Raw genomic sequence first — 15,320 nt, 5'->3', positions numbered from 1 at the left:
GGGGCCGCAGTCTGGCAGGAGCCCCGACAGCGGCAGAACTAGAACGCGTTCTATCGAGGGTCTACGATGCCGCCATGAGCGCCACCCCCGACGTGCTGGCTCCGGCGAGCCTGGGTCCCGTGCGGCTGCGCAACCGCATCGTCAAGGCCGCGACGTTCGAGGGACGCACCCCCGACGGGCAGGTCACCGACGCGCTCGTCGACTACCACCTCGAGGTGGCGCGCGGGGGGATCGGGATGACCACGCTCGCCTACCTCGCGGTCGCCCCCGAGGGCCGCACCCACCGCGAGCAGGTGGTTGTCGGGCCGGCCACCGAGGCCGGGCTGGCCCGTCTCGCCGAGGCCGTCCACGACGCCGGCGCCGCCGTGGCCGGCCAGGTCGGGCACGCCGGGCCGGTCGCCAACGGCCGCTCCAACGGCGTGCGCGCCATCGCGGCCAGCCGGATGCCCAGCCCGCTGTCGATGCAGCTGGTCGCGGCGGCCACCGAGGCCGACCTGACCCGCGTCACCGGGGCGTACGTCGCGACCGCGCGCACGCTGGCCCGCGCCGGCTTCGACTGCCTCGAGCTGCACATGGCGCACTCCTACCTGGTCTCCTCGTTCCTGGCCCCGGGGCTCAACCGCCGCACCGACCGCTGGGGCGGCTCGCTCGAGAACCGCGCCCGCCTGGCCCGACAGGTCGCCCGCGCGGTGCGCGAGGAGGTCGGCGACGCGGTCGCGGTCACCGCCAAGCTCTCGCTCTCCGACGGCTTCCGCGGGGGCGTGAGCACCGACGAGGCCGTCGAGGTCGCCCAGCTGCTCGAGGCCGACGGGTGCCTCGACGCGCTGCAGCTCTCGGGCGGCTCGTCGCTGATGAACCCGATGTACCTCTTCCGCGGCGACGTCCCGCACCGCGAGTTCGCGGCCGCGATGGGCGGCCTGGTCGGCTGGGGGATGCGCACCCCGATGGGCCGGTCGTTCCTGAAGTCCTACCCCTTCGAGGAGGCCTACTTCCGCGACAAGGCACTGCGGGTGCGCGAGGCCGTCGACCTGCCGCTGATGCTGCTCGGCGGCATCAACCGGCTCGACACGATGGAGCAGGCGATGGCCGACGGGTTCGAGTACGTCGCCCTGGCCCGCGCGGTGCTGCGCGAGCCGGGCCTGGTCGACCGGGTGGCCCGCGAGCGCGCGGCCGGTCGCAGCGGCGAGGGTGCCTGCATCCACTGCAACCGGTGCATGCCCACCATCTACGCCGGCACGCACTGCCCGGTGCGCGACGCCGCCCGGGCCGCCGACCCGGGAGGGCGCGAAACCCTTCCGCAGATCTAGAACGTGTTCTAGATTGCGGGCATGACACAGGTCGTCCCCGAGAAGCCCCTGCGCGTCGTCGTCTGGTCCACCGGCACCATCGGTCGCCACGCGATCGCCGGTATCGACGCCCACCCCGACCTCGAGCTGGTGGGGGTCTGGGTCTCCAACCCCGACAAGCACGGCCGCGACGCCGGCGAGCTCGCCGGCCTCGGCCGCGAGCTGGGCGTGCGGGCCACCACCGACCGCGACGAGCTGGTGGCGCTCGCGCCCGACGCCGTCGTGCACGCCGCGATGACCGACGACCGGCCCTTCGAGGCCATCGAGGACCTGCTGTGGATGCTCGAGCAGGGCCTCGACGTGGTCTCGTCCGGGCCGGTGCTGCTGCAGTGGCCCGCCGAGATCCTGCCGCCCGACATGATCGAGCGGATCGCCGAGGCCGGGCGCCGCGGCGACGCCAGCCTCTACGTCAACGGCATCGACCCCGGCTTCGCCAACGACGTGCTGCCGCTCGTGCTGAGCAGCCTCTCGCAGCGCATCGACCTGGTGCGGGTCAGCGAGATCGCCGACTACTCCACCTACTACCAGCCCGTGGTGATGGGCGACCTCTTCGGCTTCGGCCGCCCGATGGAGGAGGTCGGGATGCTGTGGCAGCCCGGCATCCTCTCGATGGCCTGGGGCAGCGTGGTGCGCCAGATCGCCGCCGGCCTCGACGTCACCCTCGACGAGCCGCTGACCGAGGAGGTCGACCGGCGCGCCGCCGAGGTCGACACAGCCAGCGTCAGCGGCGACGTCGCCGCCGGCACCATGGGCGCGGTGCGCTTCCGCGTCGTCGGCAAGGTCGACGGCGTCGAGCGGGTCGTGCTCGAGCACGTCACCCGCACCGCCCCCGACCAGGTGCCCGAGTGGCCGACCCCGCCCGAGGACGACGGCTGCTACCGCGTCGAGATCCTCGGCGAGCCCGTCCTGAAGCTCGACCTGACCCACCACGGCGAGCACGGCGACCACAACGTGTCGGGGATGATCACCACCGCCCAGCGACTGGTCAACTCGCTGCCCGCCGTCTGCGCCGCCGCTCCCGGCCTGGTCACCGCCCTCGACCTGCCCCTGGTGACCGGGCGTGGGCTGGTGGCGCGCTGATGGGCATCCTCGAGCGCTTCACCCTCACCGACCACGTCGCGGTGGTCACCGGCGCCGGGCGCGGCATCGGCGCCGCCACCGCGGTCGCCCTCGCCGAGGCCGGCGCCGACGTGCTGCTCTCCGCCCGCACCGCCTCCCAGCTCGAGCGGGTCGCCGAGGCGGTGCGGGCCACCGGCCGCCGCGCCCTCGTGGTGCCCGCGGACCTCTCCGACACCGGGGCGGTCGCCGGGCTCGCGGAGGCGGCGTACGACGGGTTCGGGCGCCTCGACACGGTCGTCAACAACGTCGGCGGCACCATCCCCAACGCCTTCCTCGACACCGACGTGGCCTACCTGGAGGAGGCGTTCCACTTCAACGTCTCCACCGCCCACGCGCTGAGTGTCGCCGCGGTGCCGCTGATGCTGGAGGGCCCCGACGACGCGCAGCGCTCCATCGTCAACATCTCCTCGATGATGGGCCGCGCCTCCGGGCGCGGCTACCTGGCCTACGGCACCGCCAAGGCCGCGCTCGCGCACTGGGCCCGCCTGGCCGCCACCGACCTGGCACCGCGCATCCGCGTCAACGGCATCTACGTCGGCTCGGTGATGACCAGCGCCCTCGAGTTCGTCGCCGGGCAGCCCGAGATGATGGACCAGCTCGAGACGAAGACGCCGCTGGGGCGCGTGGGCGAGGCCGAGGACATCGCGGCGGCAGTGCTCTACCTGGCCTCGCGCGCCGGGCAGTACGTCACCGGCAAGGTGCTCGAGGTCGACGGCGGCATCCAGCAGCCGAACCTCGACCTCGGCATGCCGGACCTCGGGTGAGCCGCCCCGGGGGCGGGGCCTAGGGTCGGTCGGGTGACCGCGTCAACCAGTTCTCCCCAGCCCGGCCAGCAGCCCGACAAGCAGCCCGGCCAGCCGCCCCGCGGCGGCACGCCCACGGCGTACGCCGTCTCTCCCGACTCCGGCGAGCACTGGACCGTCGAGGGGGCCTGGGAGGTCGCGCCCGGCATCCACCGGATCCCGCTGCCGCTGCCGATGGACGGGCTCAAGGCGATCAACGTCTACACGATCGAGACCGACGACGGGCTGACCCTGGTCGACGGCGGCTGGGCGATCCCCGAGGCGCGCGAGCTGCTCGACCGGTGCCTGAAGGGGATCGGGGCCGGCTTCGGCGACATCACGCGGTTCCTGGTCACCCACGTGCACCGCGACCACTTCACGATGGCCACCGTGCTGGGCCGCGAGCTCGGCGTCGACGTGGCGCTCGGTGCCGAGGAGAAGCCCGCGCTCGACCTGCTCAACAACGCCGGCGACCTCACCGAGAACCCGTTCGCGGCGGTGCTGCGCTCGGCCGGCGCCCACGACGTCGCCGAGGTGTGGCTCGGTGTCGGCGAGGACGACCCCGACCTCACGCAGTGGCAGTACCCCACCACCTGGCTCGACGGCGACCAGCGCATCGCGGTCGGCGCCCGGGTGCTCGACGCCGTGCACACGCCGGGCCACACCCCCGGCCACTACGTCTTCGCCGAGGCCGACGCGGGCCTGCTCTTCGCCGGCGACCACGTGCTGCCCACGATCACCCCGTCGATCGGCTTCACGGTGCCCCCGATGGACCAGCCGCTGGGCCACTTCATGGCCTCGCTGACCCGGGTGCGCTCGCTGCCCGACCTGCGGGTGCTGCCGGCCCACGGCCCGGTCTCGCCGTCGACCCACGCCCGCGTCGACGAGCTGCTGGCCTTCCACGAGGACCGGCTCGACCAGAGCCTCGCCGCCCTGGCGGGCGGACCCCTGACCAGCCACGACGTCGCCGGCCACCTCGGCTGGACCCGCCACGAGAAGGCCTACGACAGCCTCGACGTCTTCAGCCAGGGCATGGCCGCCATGGAGACCAAGGCCCACCTCGAGCTCCTGCACGCCCGCGGCCGGGTCGCCCGCGAGGAGACCGAGGCGGGCGTCCTCTTCACCGCCACCTGACCCGTTGGTCGAGCAGTGACGAGCGCCAGCGAGGAGCGTCGCCGAGACCCGGCGAGCGGCCCACTCGCCGGACGCCGGGTGGTTGCGGGGTCTCGTCGACGCTCGAGCCTTCGGCCCTCGCTGCTCGACCAACGGCGGTGCCCCGGCGGCGGGCTACGCGCCGTGGGGGAGGCGCATCGGCACGTGCGGGATGCCGTCCTCGAGGAACTCCGGGCCGTCGGGGATGAAGCCGAAGGTGGCGTACCAGCCGGTCAGCGGGGACTGGGCGTCGAGCACGACGTCGCGGTCGGGGCAGACGTCGAGGGCGGTGCGCACCAGCTGGTCGGCGAGCCCGCGGCCACGGGCGGCGGGGGCCAGCAGCACCCGCCCGACCCGCCAGGTGGTGGCGTCGTCGAGCACCCGCGCGTAGCCGACCAGCTCGCCGTCGTCGGTGAGCAGCACGTGGCGGGTGCCGGGCTCGGGGTCGCGGCCGTCGAGGTCGGGGTAGGCGCACTCCTGCTCGACGACGAAGACCTGCTGGCGCAGCCGCCACACGTCGTACGCCGCCGCGGCGTCGAGGGCGGCGAAGGGCTGGGCGCTGATGGCGAGGGTCATCGCAGGAACTCCAGGGTGGTGGCCCAGGCGCGGGCGGCCTCGGGGATGCCCGGCAGCAGCGGGTAGACGTGGATCGCGCCGGGCTCCTCGACGTAGGTCAGGTCCCACCCGGCGTCGGCGGCGCGGTCGGCGAGGCGTCGGCAGGCCGGCACCAGCAGGTCGCGGGTGCCGCACAGCACCAGCGTCGGCGGCAGGTCGCCGAGCTCGCCGAGCGCGGGGGAGACCTCGGTGCGGGCCAGGTCGGCGTGGTCGTCGGGCGCGTCGTCGGGCACCCCGGCCCACCAGCGCGCGTAGAGCCGCAGCGACGAGGTGTGCAGCCACGGGTCGCGCCGGTCGAACCACGAGGTGGCCGGGCTCGAGGTGGTCAGGTCGACCCAGGGCGAGACCAGCAGCAACCGCTCGGGGCGCACCTGCCCCCGCTCGCGCAGCGCCTGGGCCAGCGCCAGGGCGAGCCCGCCGCCGGCGGAGTCGCCGCCCAGCAGCAGCCCGCCGAGCCCGGGGCCGGTGCCCCATCGCGTCACCAGCTCGGCCAGCGGATCGAGGGAGTCGCGCCAGGTGTGCTCGGGGGCCAGCGGGTAGTCGGGCAGCAGCACGCGTACGCCGAGCGCGTCGGCCAGGCGGGCGGCGTACCGGACGTGCACGGGGTCGAGGGGCGAGACGAACCCGCCCCCGTGCAGCCAGACCAGGGTGCGGGCCGGGGAGGTGCCGCGCCGGGTCAGCACGTGCACGGGGAAGCCCGCGGAGTCGTCGACCTCGTGCTCGAAGCGCAGCCCGAAGGCCGGGACCGACCGGGTCGGCAGCCGGCGGTCGAGCCCGGCGTGGGAGGACTCCACCGAGGCGCGCTCGGCGGCGGGGTCGGTGACCGCGCCGGCGCCGCGCAGGCGCGGCACGACGAGGGCCAGCAGGTCGTGGCGCAGGCTCGGCATGCCGCCCATCCCACCATGCGCCCGCCCACCTGCACGGGCGGAGCCGACCGGGCAGCCGACCGGGGGCCACGCCCCTCGACACCGCCGGATACCCTCGACGACGACAGACAGGGGAGCACCCGCCCGGCCCGGCCGGGGTGGTGCTGAGAGTGCGGACACGCCGCAGACCCTCCGAACCTGCTCCGGTTAAGACCGGCGAAGGGAGTCCAGATGCGACGCATGCGCATGCACATCCACCCGACGAGGACCGCGGTGGCCGCCGTCCTGGCGCTGGCCGTGAGCGGCTGCTCGCTGGTCGGCACGGGCGACGACGAGTCGGCCTCCGACCCGGCCGGGGGCGGTGACGAGGCGGGCGGCACCGTCGTGCTCGTCACCCACGACAGCTTCTACCTGCCCGAGGAGCTCGTGGCGGACTTCGAGCGCGAGAGCGGCTACGACCTCGAGCAGCGCGCCGGCGGCGACGCGGGCGCGCTGACCAGCCAGCTGGTGCTCAACACCGACAGCCCGATCGGCGACGTCGCCTTCGGCGTCGACAACACCTTCGGCTCCCGCGCCCTCGAGGCCGACGTCTTCGAGCCGACCGACCTCGAGACCCCCGCCGGGGTCGAGGAGAACGCGCTGCCCGGCGACGACGAGGGCGCCCTGGTCGCCGTCGACACCGGCAACGTGTGCGTCAACGTCGACACCACCTGGTTCGCCGAGCGCGACCTCGATGCGCCCGAGACCCTCGACGACCTCACCGACCCGGCCTACGAGGGCCTCTTCGTCACCCCCGGCGCCACCACCAGCTCGCCCGGCTTCGCGTTCCTGCTCACCACGATCGCGGCGTACGGCGACGACTGGCAGGACTACTGGGAGGACCTGCTCGACAACGACGCCAAGGTCGTCAAGGGCTGGGAGGACGCCTACCAGGTCGACTTCACCCAGGGCGGCGGCAAGGGCGACCGGCCGGTCGTGACCTCCTACGACTCCTCGCCCGCCTTCACCGTCGACGGCGAGGGTGGCACGACGACCCGGGCGCTGCTCGACACCTGCTACGAGCAGGTCGAGTACGCCGGCGTGCTGCGCGGCGCCGACAACCCCGAGGGCGCCCGCGCGGTCGTCGAGTGGCTGGTCTCGCCCGCGGTGCAGGAGGCGCTGCCCTCGTCGATGTACGTCTACCCGGCCGTCGAGGGCACCGAGCTGCCCGCGGAGTGGGCCGACCTCACCGAGCGTCCCTCCGACCCCTGGTCGGTGGACCCCGACGAGATCGACGCGAACCGCGACGAGTGGCTGCAGGAGTGGAACGAGCTGGTCAGCCGCTGATGACCACCCCGCGCCGCCTGCTCGGCCTGGTCGCGCTGGCCGGGCTGCCGCTGGCGGTGCTCGGGGTGTTCTTCGTGCTGCCCGTCTCGGGCATGGTCGCGCGCGGCTTCGTCACCGACGGCGACCTCGACGTCGGCGGGGTGCTCGAGGTGCTCACCCGGGCCCGCACCGGCCGGGTGCTGTGGTTCACGGTGTGGTCCTCGGCGGTGGCCACCGTGCTGGCGGTGGTCCTCGGGCTGCCCGCCGCGTACGCCCTGCACCGGCTGCGCTGGCCGGGTCGCCGCGCGGTGCGGGCGGCGCTGCTGGTGCCGTTCGTGCTGCCGACCGTGGTGGTCGGCGTCGCCTTCCGCCAGCTGCTGGGGGAGTCGGGCCCGGTGGTCGCCCTCACCGGCGGCCGGGTCGACCTCGACGGCACCGCCGCCGGCATCGTCGCAGGCCTCGTCTTCTTCAACGTCGCCGTGGTGATCCGCGGCGTCGGCGCCGCCTGGGAGGGCCTCGACGCCCGGCCCGGGGAGGCCGCGGCCGCGCTGGGCGCCTCCCCGGCCCAGGTCTTCCGCACCGTGACCTGGCCGATGCTGCGCCCGGCGGTGGTCTCCTCGGCCAGCGTCGTCTTCCTCTTCTGCGCCACCGCCTTCGGCGTCGTGCTCACCCTCGGCGGGCTGCGCTACTCCTCGGTGGAGACCGAGATCTACCTGCTCACCACCGAGCTGCTCGACCTGCAGGCCGCCGCGGCGCTGTCGGTGCTGCAGCTGGTCGCCGTGGTGGCGCTGCTGGTCGTGGCCGGTCGCCTGCGCGCCGTCCCCGACCCGACCCTGGCGCGCAGCACCGCGCGGCCGCACCGGCCCCGGCGCAGCGACGTGCCCCAGCTGGTGGCGACGGCGCTGCTGCTGGTGCTGGTCGCGGCCCCGGTCGCCACCCTGGTCGTCGGCTCGCTGCGCGTCGACGGCGCGTGGTCGCTGGCCTACTACCGCGCCCTGGGCGGCGGCGCCGAGCTGCAGGCGCTCCCGGTGCCGGTGACCGGGGCCCTGGTCACCTCGCTGCGCACCGCCGTCGACGCCACCTGGATGGCGCTGCTGCTCGGCGGGCTGATCGCCGTCGTGCTGACCCGCCGCTCGCGCAGCCGCTCCGAGCGCCGGGTGCGCTCGGTGCTCGACGGGCTCTTCATGCTGCCGCTGGGCGTCTCGGCGGTGACCCTGGGCTTCGGCTTCTTCATCACCCTCGACTCCCCGCCGCTCGACCTGCGCGAGTCGCCGGTGCTGGTGCCGCTGGCCCAGGCGCTGGTGGCGATGCCGCTGGTGGTGCGCACCCTGGTGCCGGTGCTGGCCGGCGTCGACGACCGGCAGCGCCAGGCCGCGGCCTCCCTGGGCGCCGGCCCGCTGCGCGCCATGGCCACCGCCGACCTGCCGGTGGTGTGGCGCCCGCTGCTGGCCGCCTCCGGCTTCGCGTTCGCGATCTCGCTGGGCGAGTTCGGCGCCACCTCCTTCCTGGCCCGCCCCTCCGACCCCACGCTGCCGGTGCTGATCTTCCGGCTCATCGGCCGCCCCGGCGAGCTCAGCTACGGCACCGCCCTGGCCGCCTCGGTGGTGCTGGCCGCCACCACCGCGGTCGTCGTGCTCGCCGTCGAGCGGCTGCGCGTGCCCTCCCTAGGAGCCTTCTGATGCTGTCCCTGACCGACGTCGACGTCTCCTACGACGGGGTGCCCGCGGTGCGCGGGGTCTCCCTCGACCTGCCCGACGGTCAGGTGCTGGCGGTGCTGGGCCCCTCGGGCTGCGGCAAGTCGACCCTGCTGCGCGCGGTCGCCGGGCTCGAGCCGAGCAGCGGGTCGATCCGTTGGGACGGCCACGACCTGGCCCGGGTGCCCACCCACAAGCGCGGCTTCGCGCTGATGTTCCAGGACGGCCAGCTCTTCGGCCACCTCAGCGTCGGGCGCAACGTGGGCTACGCGCTGCGCCTGCGCCGCACGCCGGGCGCCGCGCAGCGCGTCGAGGAGCTGCTCGAGCTCGTCGGGCTCGAGGGGTACGCCGACCGGCTGCCCGCGACCCTCTCGGGCGGCGAGCGGCAGCGGGTCGCGCTGGCCCGGGCGCTGGCCGTGCAGCCCCGGCTGCTGCTGCTCGACGAGCCGCTCTCGGCCCTCGACGCGGGGCTGCGCGAGCGGCTGGCCGGCGACCTGCGCGACATCCTGCGCCGCGCCGGCACCACCGCGCTGATGGTCACCCACGACCACGACGAGGCCTTCACCGTCGCCGACCGGCTCGCGGTGATGCGCGCCGGCCACCTGGTGCAGGAGGGCGGCATCGAGGAGGTCTGGCGCGCGCCGGTCGACACCGCCACCGCGCTCTTCCTGGGCTACGCGCGCGTGCTCGAGGGCGCGCCCGCCCGGCGGGTGCTGGCGGCCGCCGACCAGCGCCCCGGTGACGAGCAGCGTGCCGTCGCGGTCGCCGTACGCCGCTCGGCGCTGCAGGTGGCGGGCGACGGGCGGCTGGCCGGGACGCTGCGCTCGCTGCGCGCCACGCCCGAGCTGCAGCGCCTGGTCGTCGACGTCGACGAGGTGGGCGAGTGCGACGCCGTGGCCGGTCTCGACCGGCGCCTGGGTCCCGGCGACCGGGTGCGGCTGCGGGTCGACGCGACCCGCACGGCGGTGCTGCCCGAGGGGCTGCCCGAGGCGCTGCCCGAGGCGCTGCCCGGCGCGCCGGACGGCGCGTGAGCCCCGTTCACTAGACTCCGACCCCGTGTACCGCCGCGCCTATGCCCTCCTCGTGGGCACCGCCCTCGCCATGGGCCTGTGGGCCATCATCACCGCGCTGATCCTCGACAAGCGGCTGGTCGACCCCGAGGGCAGCTTCCTGGGCCCGTCGTGGCTGCGGCTGCCGCTGCTGCTGACCGGGGCGCTGCTGCTCGACCTGCTGCCGCGCTCGCTGTGGTTCGGCAAGGGACACCCCGTGGCGATGGTGCAGGTGGCGCGCGAGCGGCTGCGCTCGCACTGGAACCGGGAGCGGCTCACGCTGGTGGTGCTGGGCATCGTCAGCTTCTACGTGACCTACGTCTGCTACCGCAACCTCAAGTCGTTCCTGCCGTTCATGATCGAGACGAAGTACGACCGCGAGCTGCACCTGCTCGACCGGGCGCTGTTCTTCGGCAACGACCCGGCGATCGTGCTGCACGGGCTGCTGGGCACCGACGTGGTGGCCTACCTGCTGTCCTACATCTACCTGTGGTTCCTGCCGCTGGTGCCGCTGGCGCTGACGGCCTGGCTGGTGTGGTCGCGCAACATGTCCTACGGCTACTGGTTCGTGACCTCGCAGTGCATCGCCTGGAGCCTCGGCACCCTCTCCTACTACGCGCTGCCGACGCTGGGCCCCGGCCTGGAGTACGTCTCGCTCTACGCCGACCTGGCCCAGACCCCCACCAACGACCTGATGGACTCGCTGGTCTCCTCGCGGCAGGGCGTGATCCTCGGCGGGCTGACCGGCCAGGTGCAGTCGGTCGCCGGGTTCGCCAGCCTGCACACCGCGATCACGCTGCTGGTGGCGCTGCTGGTGCAGTACACGCTGCGCTCGAAGGTGCTCAAGATCGTCTTCTGGGTCAACTTCGCCATCACCGTCGTGGCCACCCTCTACTTCGGCTGGCACTACGTGGCCGACGACCTGGCCGGCATCATGATCGCGCTCGTGGCCTTCTACGTCGGCGGCCTGGCCACCGGCCAGAAGTTCGACCACGGCGGGCTGGCCTCGCACCCCACGACCACGACGTCGAGGATCCCCGTCTCCAAGGACTGACCCCCTCACCCCTCCCCGCCCAGTAGCGTGGGGCCATGTCGACCGAGACACCTGCTCCCGTCCCGCCCGCCGAGACCAGGGAGGTCCCGGCACCGCCCGGCCCCGCGCCCGACCGGGCCGCCGAGGGCGCGGAGACCCGCGCCGACGGCTACGTGCGGCCCGACGTCGACGTGGCGGCGCTGCAGCGGCTGCTCGACGGCCGCTACGCCGAGGTGCGCGACCTCGTGCGGCGCAACCTCGTCGAGAGCGCCGACATCCTCACCGACGCCGAGACGCTGAGCCGCGACGACTACCGCGACCGGGTCAGGGACCTCGTCGTCGAGATGGCCGCGACCGGCCAGACCGGGATGGGCTTCCCCACCGAGTACGGCGGCGGCGGCGACCTCGGCGCCTCCATCGCGGCCTTCGAGACCCTGGCCTTCGGCGACCTGTCGGTGCTGGTCAAGGTGGGGGTCCAGTTCGGGCTGTTCGGCGGGGCGATCCAGCAGCTCGGCACCGAGCGGCACCACCGGGAGTACCTGCCCCGGGTGGTCACCGGCGAGCTGCTCGGCTGCTTCGCGATGACCGAGACCGGGCACGGCTCCAACGTGCAGGCGCTCGGCACGGTCGCGACGTACGACGTCGAGACCGGCGAGTTCGTCATCACCACCACGACCGAGGACGCCGGCAAGGACTACATCGGCAACGCCGCCGCGCACGGCGAGGTCGCCGTCGTCTTCGCCCAGCTCGAGGTGGGCGGCGAGGGACGCGGCGTGCACGCCTTCGTGGTGCCGATCCGGGTCGACGGGCAGCCCGCGCCCGGGGTGCGCATCGAGGACGACGGGCTGAAGATGGGCCTCAACGGCGTCGACAACGGCCGGCTGTGGTTCGACCACGTGCGGGTGCCCCGCGCGAGCCTGCTCAACCGCTTCGCCGACGTCACCGAGGCCGGCGTCTACGAGAGCCCCATCGAGAACCCCAACCGGCGCTTCTTCACGATGCTCGGCACCCTGGTCACCGGCCGGGTCAGCGTCGGCGCGGCCGGCATCAGCGCCAGCAAGGTCGCGCTCGCCGTGGCGGTCAAGTACGCCCTGCGGCGCCGCCAGTTCGAGGCCACCGACGACGAGCAGGAGGAGCTGCTGCTCGACTACGGGATGCACCAGCGCCGGCTGCTGCCGCTGCTGGCGCGCACCTACGCCCTGCACTTCGCCCAGGAGGAGCTCTCCGGACAGCTGCACGACGTGCTGACCGGCCAGGTCGACGACGAGCAGACCAAGCGCGAGCTCGAGTCGCGCGCGGCCGGTACCAAGGCGCTCGGCACCTGGCACGCCACCCGCACCATCCAGGAGTGCCGCGAGGCGTGCGGCGGCGCCGGCTACCTGGCCGAGAACCGCTTCACCGCGCTCAAGGCCGACACCGACGTCTTCACCACCTTCGAGGGCGACAACCACGTGCTGCTGCAGCTGGTGGCCAAGGGCCTGCTGACCGACTACGCCAGCGAGTTCGAGGACATGGACCAGCTGGGCATGGCCCGCTTCGTGGCCGGCCTCGCCGTCGAGACGGTCGTGGAGAAGACCCGGGTGCACCAGCTGCTGCAGCGGGTGCGCGACCTGCTGCCCGGCGGCGACGAGTGGGACCAGGAGGCCGGGCTGCTCGACCCCGACTACCAGCTCGCGATGCTGCGCTTCCGCGAGGAGCACATGATCAGCGGCGCCGCGCGCCGGCTCAAGCGCGGCATCGACCAGGGCATGCACCCCGGCGCCGTCTTCTCCCGGGTGCAGGACCACGTCATCGGCGCCGCCTCGGCCCACATGGAGCGCCTGGTGCTCGAGGCGTTCGTCGCCAAGACCCGCTCGCTGCCCGACGGCGACCAGAAGGTCGCCCTCATGCTGCTCTGCGACCTCCACGCGCTGTCGGCGATCGAGGCCGACCGGGCGTGGTTCATGGAGCACGGCCGGCTCTCCGCGCAGCGCTCCAAGGCGATCAGCCGCGAGGTGGCCTCGCTGTGCCGCAAGGTCCGCCCGCTCGCCAACGACCTCGTCGACGCCTTCGGGGTGCCCACCGAGATGCTGCGCGCGCCTGCGCTGGTGGGCGACCTGGGCTGAGGCCCGCCCGCGGGAGTTTTGTCGGGGACCCAACAAGACTCGCGCCGCCTGACCGAAGGTTCAGTCAGGCGGCGCGAGGTTCATCGGGGACCCGATGAACCTTCAGGCTGGTGCGGCTCAGTGGCCGTTGTTCTTGGCCCGCTCGAAGGAGGCGACGACCTCGGCCTCGGCCTCGGTGCGGCCCACCCACTCGGCGCCCTCGACGGACTTGCCGGGCTCGAGGTCCTTGTAGACCTCGAAGAAGTGCTGGATCTCGAGGCGGTCGAACTTCGAGACGTGGCTGATGTCGCGCAGGTGCTCCAGGCGCGGGTCGGCGGCCGGGACGCAGAGGACCTTGTCGTCGCCGCCGGCCTCGTCGGTCATCCGGAACATGCCGATCGCGCGGCACTTGATCAGGCAGCCCGGGAAGGTGGGCTGCTGCAGGATCACCAGGGCGTCGAGGGGGTCGCCGTCCTGGCCGAGGGTCTCCTCGATGTAGCCGTAGTCGGCGGGGTACTGGGTCGAGGTGAAGAGCGTCCGGTCCAGGCGCAGCCGGCCGGACTCGTGGTCGACCTCGTACTTGTTCCGCTCGCCCTTGGGGATCTCCACCAGTACGTCGAACTCCAGCACGTATTGCCTCCGCGTGTCGGTCCGGCACGAGGGCCGGTCGTCAAAAGTCATGTCGGGCCCCGTGGCGGAGCCGCCGACAGTCTCGCGCACAATGGCCCGAAACGTGAACGGGGAGGTGCGCCAGGTGGTCCGACGTGACCCACGCCACTCCTCGGCGACGAGCCGTGACGACGCCGGACGCGCCTCGACGTGGGCGGTGCTGCTGCTCGTCCTGGTGCTCGCGGCCGGCGCGGCCACCTGGCGCCTCGACCTCGTCGACCCGGCCCGCGAGCGCGTCGAGAGCCTCTACGAGCAGGTGCTGGGGGGCGAGGAGGAGCCCGACCCGCGCACCGACCCGGCCGCCGTGCCGCCTCCCCCGGGGCTGAGCCTGCCCGCGCTGACCGACCCCGACCCGGTGGCCGACCCGGTCGATCCCGGGGCCGCCGGCGAGCCCAGCCCGACCGCCGTACGCCGGGTGCTCGAGCGGCGCCTGGGCGAGCAGCGGCTCGGCAGGCGGGTCAGCGTCGCGGTGGCCGGGGCGACCGGGGCGCCGGCGTACGCCGAGGGCGGGGCGCTGGTGCCGGCCTCGACCACCAAGCTGCTCACCTCGGTGGCCGCGCTCGAGACGATCGAGCCCGGCACCACCTTCGCCACGACCACGGTGCTGCGCGGCAACCGGCTGGTCGTCGTCGGCGGCGGCGACCCCTTCCTGATGCGCGAGCCCGACGCGCCGGGCACCACCAGCGTGCCGGCGCGCGCCGACATCACCACCCTGGCCCGGCTCAGCGCCGAGCAGCTCGGCGAGCGGGGGGTGCGCCGGGTGCGGGTCGGCTACGACGACACGCTCTTCTCGGGCCCGGCGTTCAACCCGCGCTGGCCCGAAACCTACCGCGGCGACGTGATCGCGCCGATCACCGCGCTGTGGGTCGACCAGGGCCGTCCCGAGACGGGCTTCGGTCGCGTCGACGACCCGGCGGCGGTGGCTGCGCAGGTCTTCGCCGCGGCGCTGGCCGAGGCCGGCGTGCGCGTGCAGGGCTCGCCGTCGCCGGCGCGCGGGCGCGGCGACGAGGTCGCGGTGGTCGAGAGCGCACCCGTCGACGACGTGGTCGACCGGCTGCTGCAGGTCAGCGACAACGAGGCGACCGAGGTGCTGCTGCGCCACGTCGGCCTGGCCACCGGCGGAGCCGGCAGCTTCGTCGACGGCGTCCGCGGCGTGGAGCGCACCCTCGAGCGGCTCGGGGTCCCCGCCCCGCGCCGCCTGTACGACGGCAGCGGGCTGTCGCGCGAGAACCTGGTCTCGCCCGCCACGCTGGTCGGCCTGCTCCAGGCGGTCGTCGGCGCCGACGAGGACGACCCGGTGCGCGCGGTGCTCGGCGGGCTGCCGGTGGCCGGCTTCAGCGGGTCGCTGACCTTCCGCTTCGACGACGCCCCGCCCGCGGCGGTCGGCGCGGTGCGGGCCAAGACCGGCACGCTCAGCGGGGTCAGCAGCCTGGCCGGCACCGTGGTGACCCGCGACGGCGTGCCCCTGGTGTTCGCGCTGATGCTCGACCGGGTCGGCGCGGCCGACGAGGGGTTCGCCCAGGCGGCGCTCGACAGCGCCGCGGCCGCCCTGGGGGCCTGCCGGTGCGCGCGGGGTGGGTCGGGCGCTGGCGGCGGGTGAGTAGGT

13 protein-coding genes and 1 riboswitch are annotated in these 15,320 nt (G+C 74.3%); of the genes, 10 read left to right on the top strand and 3 right to left on the bottom strand.

Annotation, left to right across the window (positions count from 1 at the left end):
- Nucleotides 1–74 precede the first annotated feature (74 nt).
- Genes JOE61_RS08010 through JOE61_RS07995 form a run of 4 tightly spaced genes read left to right on the top strand, consistent with a single transcriptional unit; the run spans nt 75 to nt 4,381 of the window.
- The gene (locus tag JOE61_RS08010; protein WP_193669960.1) at nt 75–1,307 is read left to right on the top strand and encodes an oxidoreductase; all 1,233 of its coding nucleotides are present in this window, start codon (nt 75–77) and stop codon (nt 1,305–1,307) included.
- 21 nt (nt 1,308–1,328) lie between these two features.
- Entirely contained in the window at nt 1,329–2,426 is a 1,098-nt protein-coding gene (locus tag JOE61_RS08005; protein ID WP_193669959.1) for an NAD(P)H-dependent amine dehydrogenase family protein, read from the top strand.
- Entirely contained in the window at nt 2,426–3,229 is an 804-nt protein-coding gene (locus JOE61_RS08000) for an SDR family oxidoreductase (RefSeq protein WP_193669958.1), read from the top strand. Before JOE61_RS08005 ends, JOE61_RS08000 begins: the two co-directional genes overlap by 1 nt.
- A 33-nt stretch (nt 3,230–3,262) precedes the next feature.
- Nucleotides 3,263–4,381: an MBL fold metallo-hydrolase gene (locus JOE61_RS07995; RefSeq protein ID WP_193669957.1), complete on the top strand. Its 1,119-nt coding sequence runs from the start codon at nt 3,263–3,265 to the stop codon at nt 4,379–4,381.
- A 153-nt stretch (nt 4,382–4,534) separates the two neighbouring features.
- Here JOE61_RS07995 and JOE61_RS07990 read toward each other — a convergent pair whose 3' ends face one another.
- Nucleotides 4,535–4,975 carry a GNAT family N-acetyltransferase gene (locus tag JOE61_RS07990; protein ID WP_193669956.1) on the bottom strand — a complete coding sequence of 147 codons (441 nt, stop codon included), beginning with the start codon at nt 4,973–4,975 and terminating at the stop codon, nt 4,535–4,537.
- Complete coding sequence (locus JOE61_RS07985) at nt 4,972–5,901, bottom strand: alpha/beta hydrolase (RefSeq protein WP_193669955.1); 930 nt, start codon at nt 5,899–5,901, stop codon at nt 4,972–4,974. The genes JOE61_RS07990 and JOE61_RS07985 overlap by 4 nt, the downstream gene beginning before the upstream one ends.
- A gap of 99 nt (nt 5,902–6,000) precedes the next feature.
- A riboswitch (TPP riboswitch) is annotated at nt 6,001–6,122 on the top strand.
- Between JOE61_RS07985 and JOE61_RS07980 the strand changes: the two genes are divergently transcribed.
- From JOE61_RS07980 to JOE61_RS07960, 5 genes are all read left to right on the top strand, one after another.
- Nucleotides 6,121–7,206 (top strand): thiamine ABC transporter substrate-binding protein, encoded by a 1,086-nt coding sequence (locus tag JOE61_RS07980; protein WP_193670025.1) that lies wholly within the window; start codon nt 6,121–6,123, stop codon nt 7,204–7,206. (Overlaps the previous riboswitch by 2 nt.)
- Complete coding sequence (locus JOE61_RS07975) at nt 7,182–8,864, top strand: ABC transporter permease (RefSeq protein WP_307822874.1); 1,683 nt, start codon at nt 7,182–7,184, stop codon at nt 8,862–8,864. Before JOE61_RS07980 ends, JOE61_RS07975 begins: the two co-directional genes overlap by 25 nt.
- A complete protein-coding gene (locus tag JOE61_RS07970; RefSeq protein WP_193669954.1) occupies nt 8,864–9,910 on the top strand; it encodes an ABC transporter ATP-binding protein in 1,047 nt (348 codons plus the stop codon). Before JOE61_RS07975 ends, JOE61_RS07970 begins: the two co-directional genes overlap by 1 nt.
- Nucleotides 9,911–9,935: 25 nt before the next feature.
- Nucleotides 9,936–10,982, top strand: coding sequence for a phosphatase PAP2 family protein (locus tag JOE61_RS07965; protein WP_307822873.1), 1,047 nt, complete (start codon nt 9,936–9,938; stop codon nt 10,980–10,982).
- Between the two features lie 35 nt (nt 10,983–11,017).
- On the top strand, nt 11,018–13,066 hold the full coding sequence (locus tag JOE61_RS07960) for an acyl-CoA dehydrogenase family protein (RefSeq protein ID WP_193669953.1): 2,049 nt from the start codon (nt 11,018–11,020) through the stop codon (nt 13,064–13,066).
- A gap of 117 nt (nt 13,067–13,183) precedes the next feature.
- On the opposite strand, the gene JOE61_RS07955 is transcribed toward JOE61_RS07960, so the two are convergent.
- The gene (locus tag JOE61_RS07955; RefSeq protein ID WP_443678571.1) at nt 13,184–13,726 is read right to left on the bottom strand and encodes an inorganic diphosphatase; all 543 of its coding nucleotides are present in this window, start codon (nt 13,724–13,726) and stop codon (nt 13,184–13,186) included.
- A 73-nt stretch (nt 13,727–13,799) separates the two neighbouring features.
- Between JOE61_RS07955 and dacB the strand changes: the two genes are divergently transcribed.
- Nucleotides 13,800–15,314 (top strand): D-alanyl-D-alanine carboxypeptidase/D-alanyl-D-alanine endopeptidase, encoded by a 1,515-nt coding sequence (dacB, locus tag JOE61_RS07950; protein WP_193669952.1) that lies wholly within the window; start codon nt 13,800–13,802, stop codon nt 15,312–15,314.
- Nucleotides 15,315–15,320: the final 6 nt, after the last annotated feature.

Origin of the sequence: Nocardioides salarius, assembly GCF_016907435.1 — a bacterium.
Lineage (GTDB): Bacteria > Actinomycetota > Actinomycetes > Propionibacteriales > Nocardioidaceae > Nocardioides > Nocardioides salarius.
Note: the sequence above shows the minus strand (reverse complement) of the source record. Positions and strands in the feature narration are given on the sequence as shown.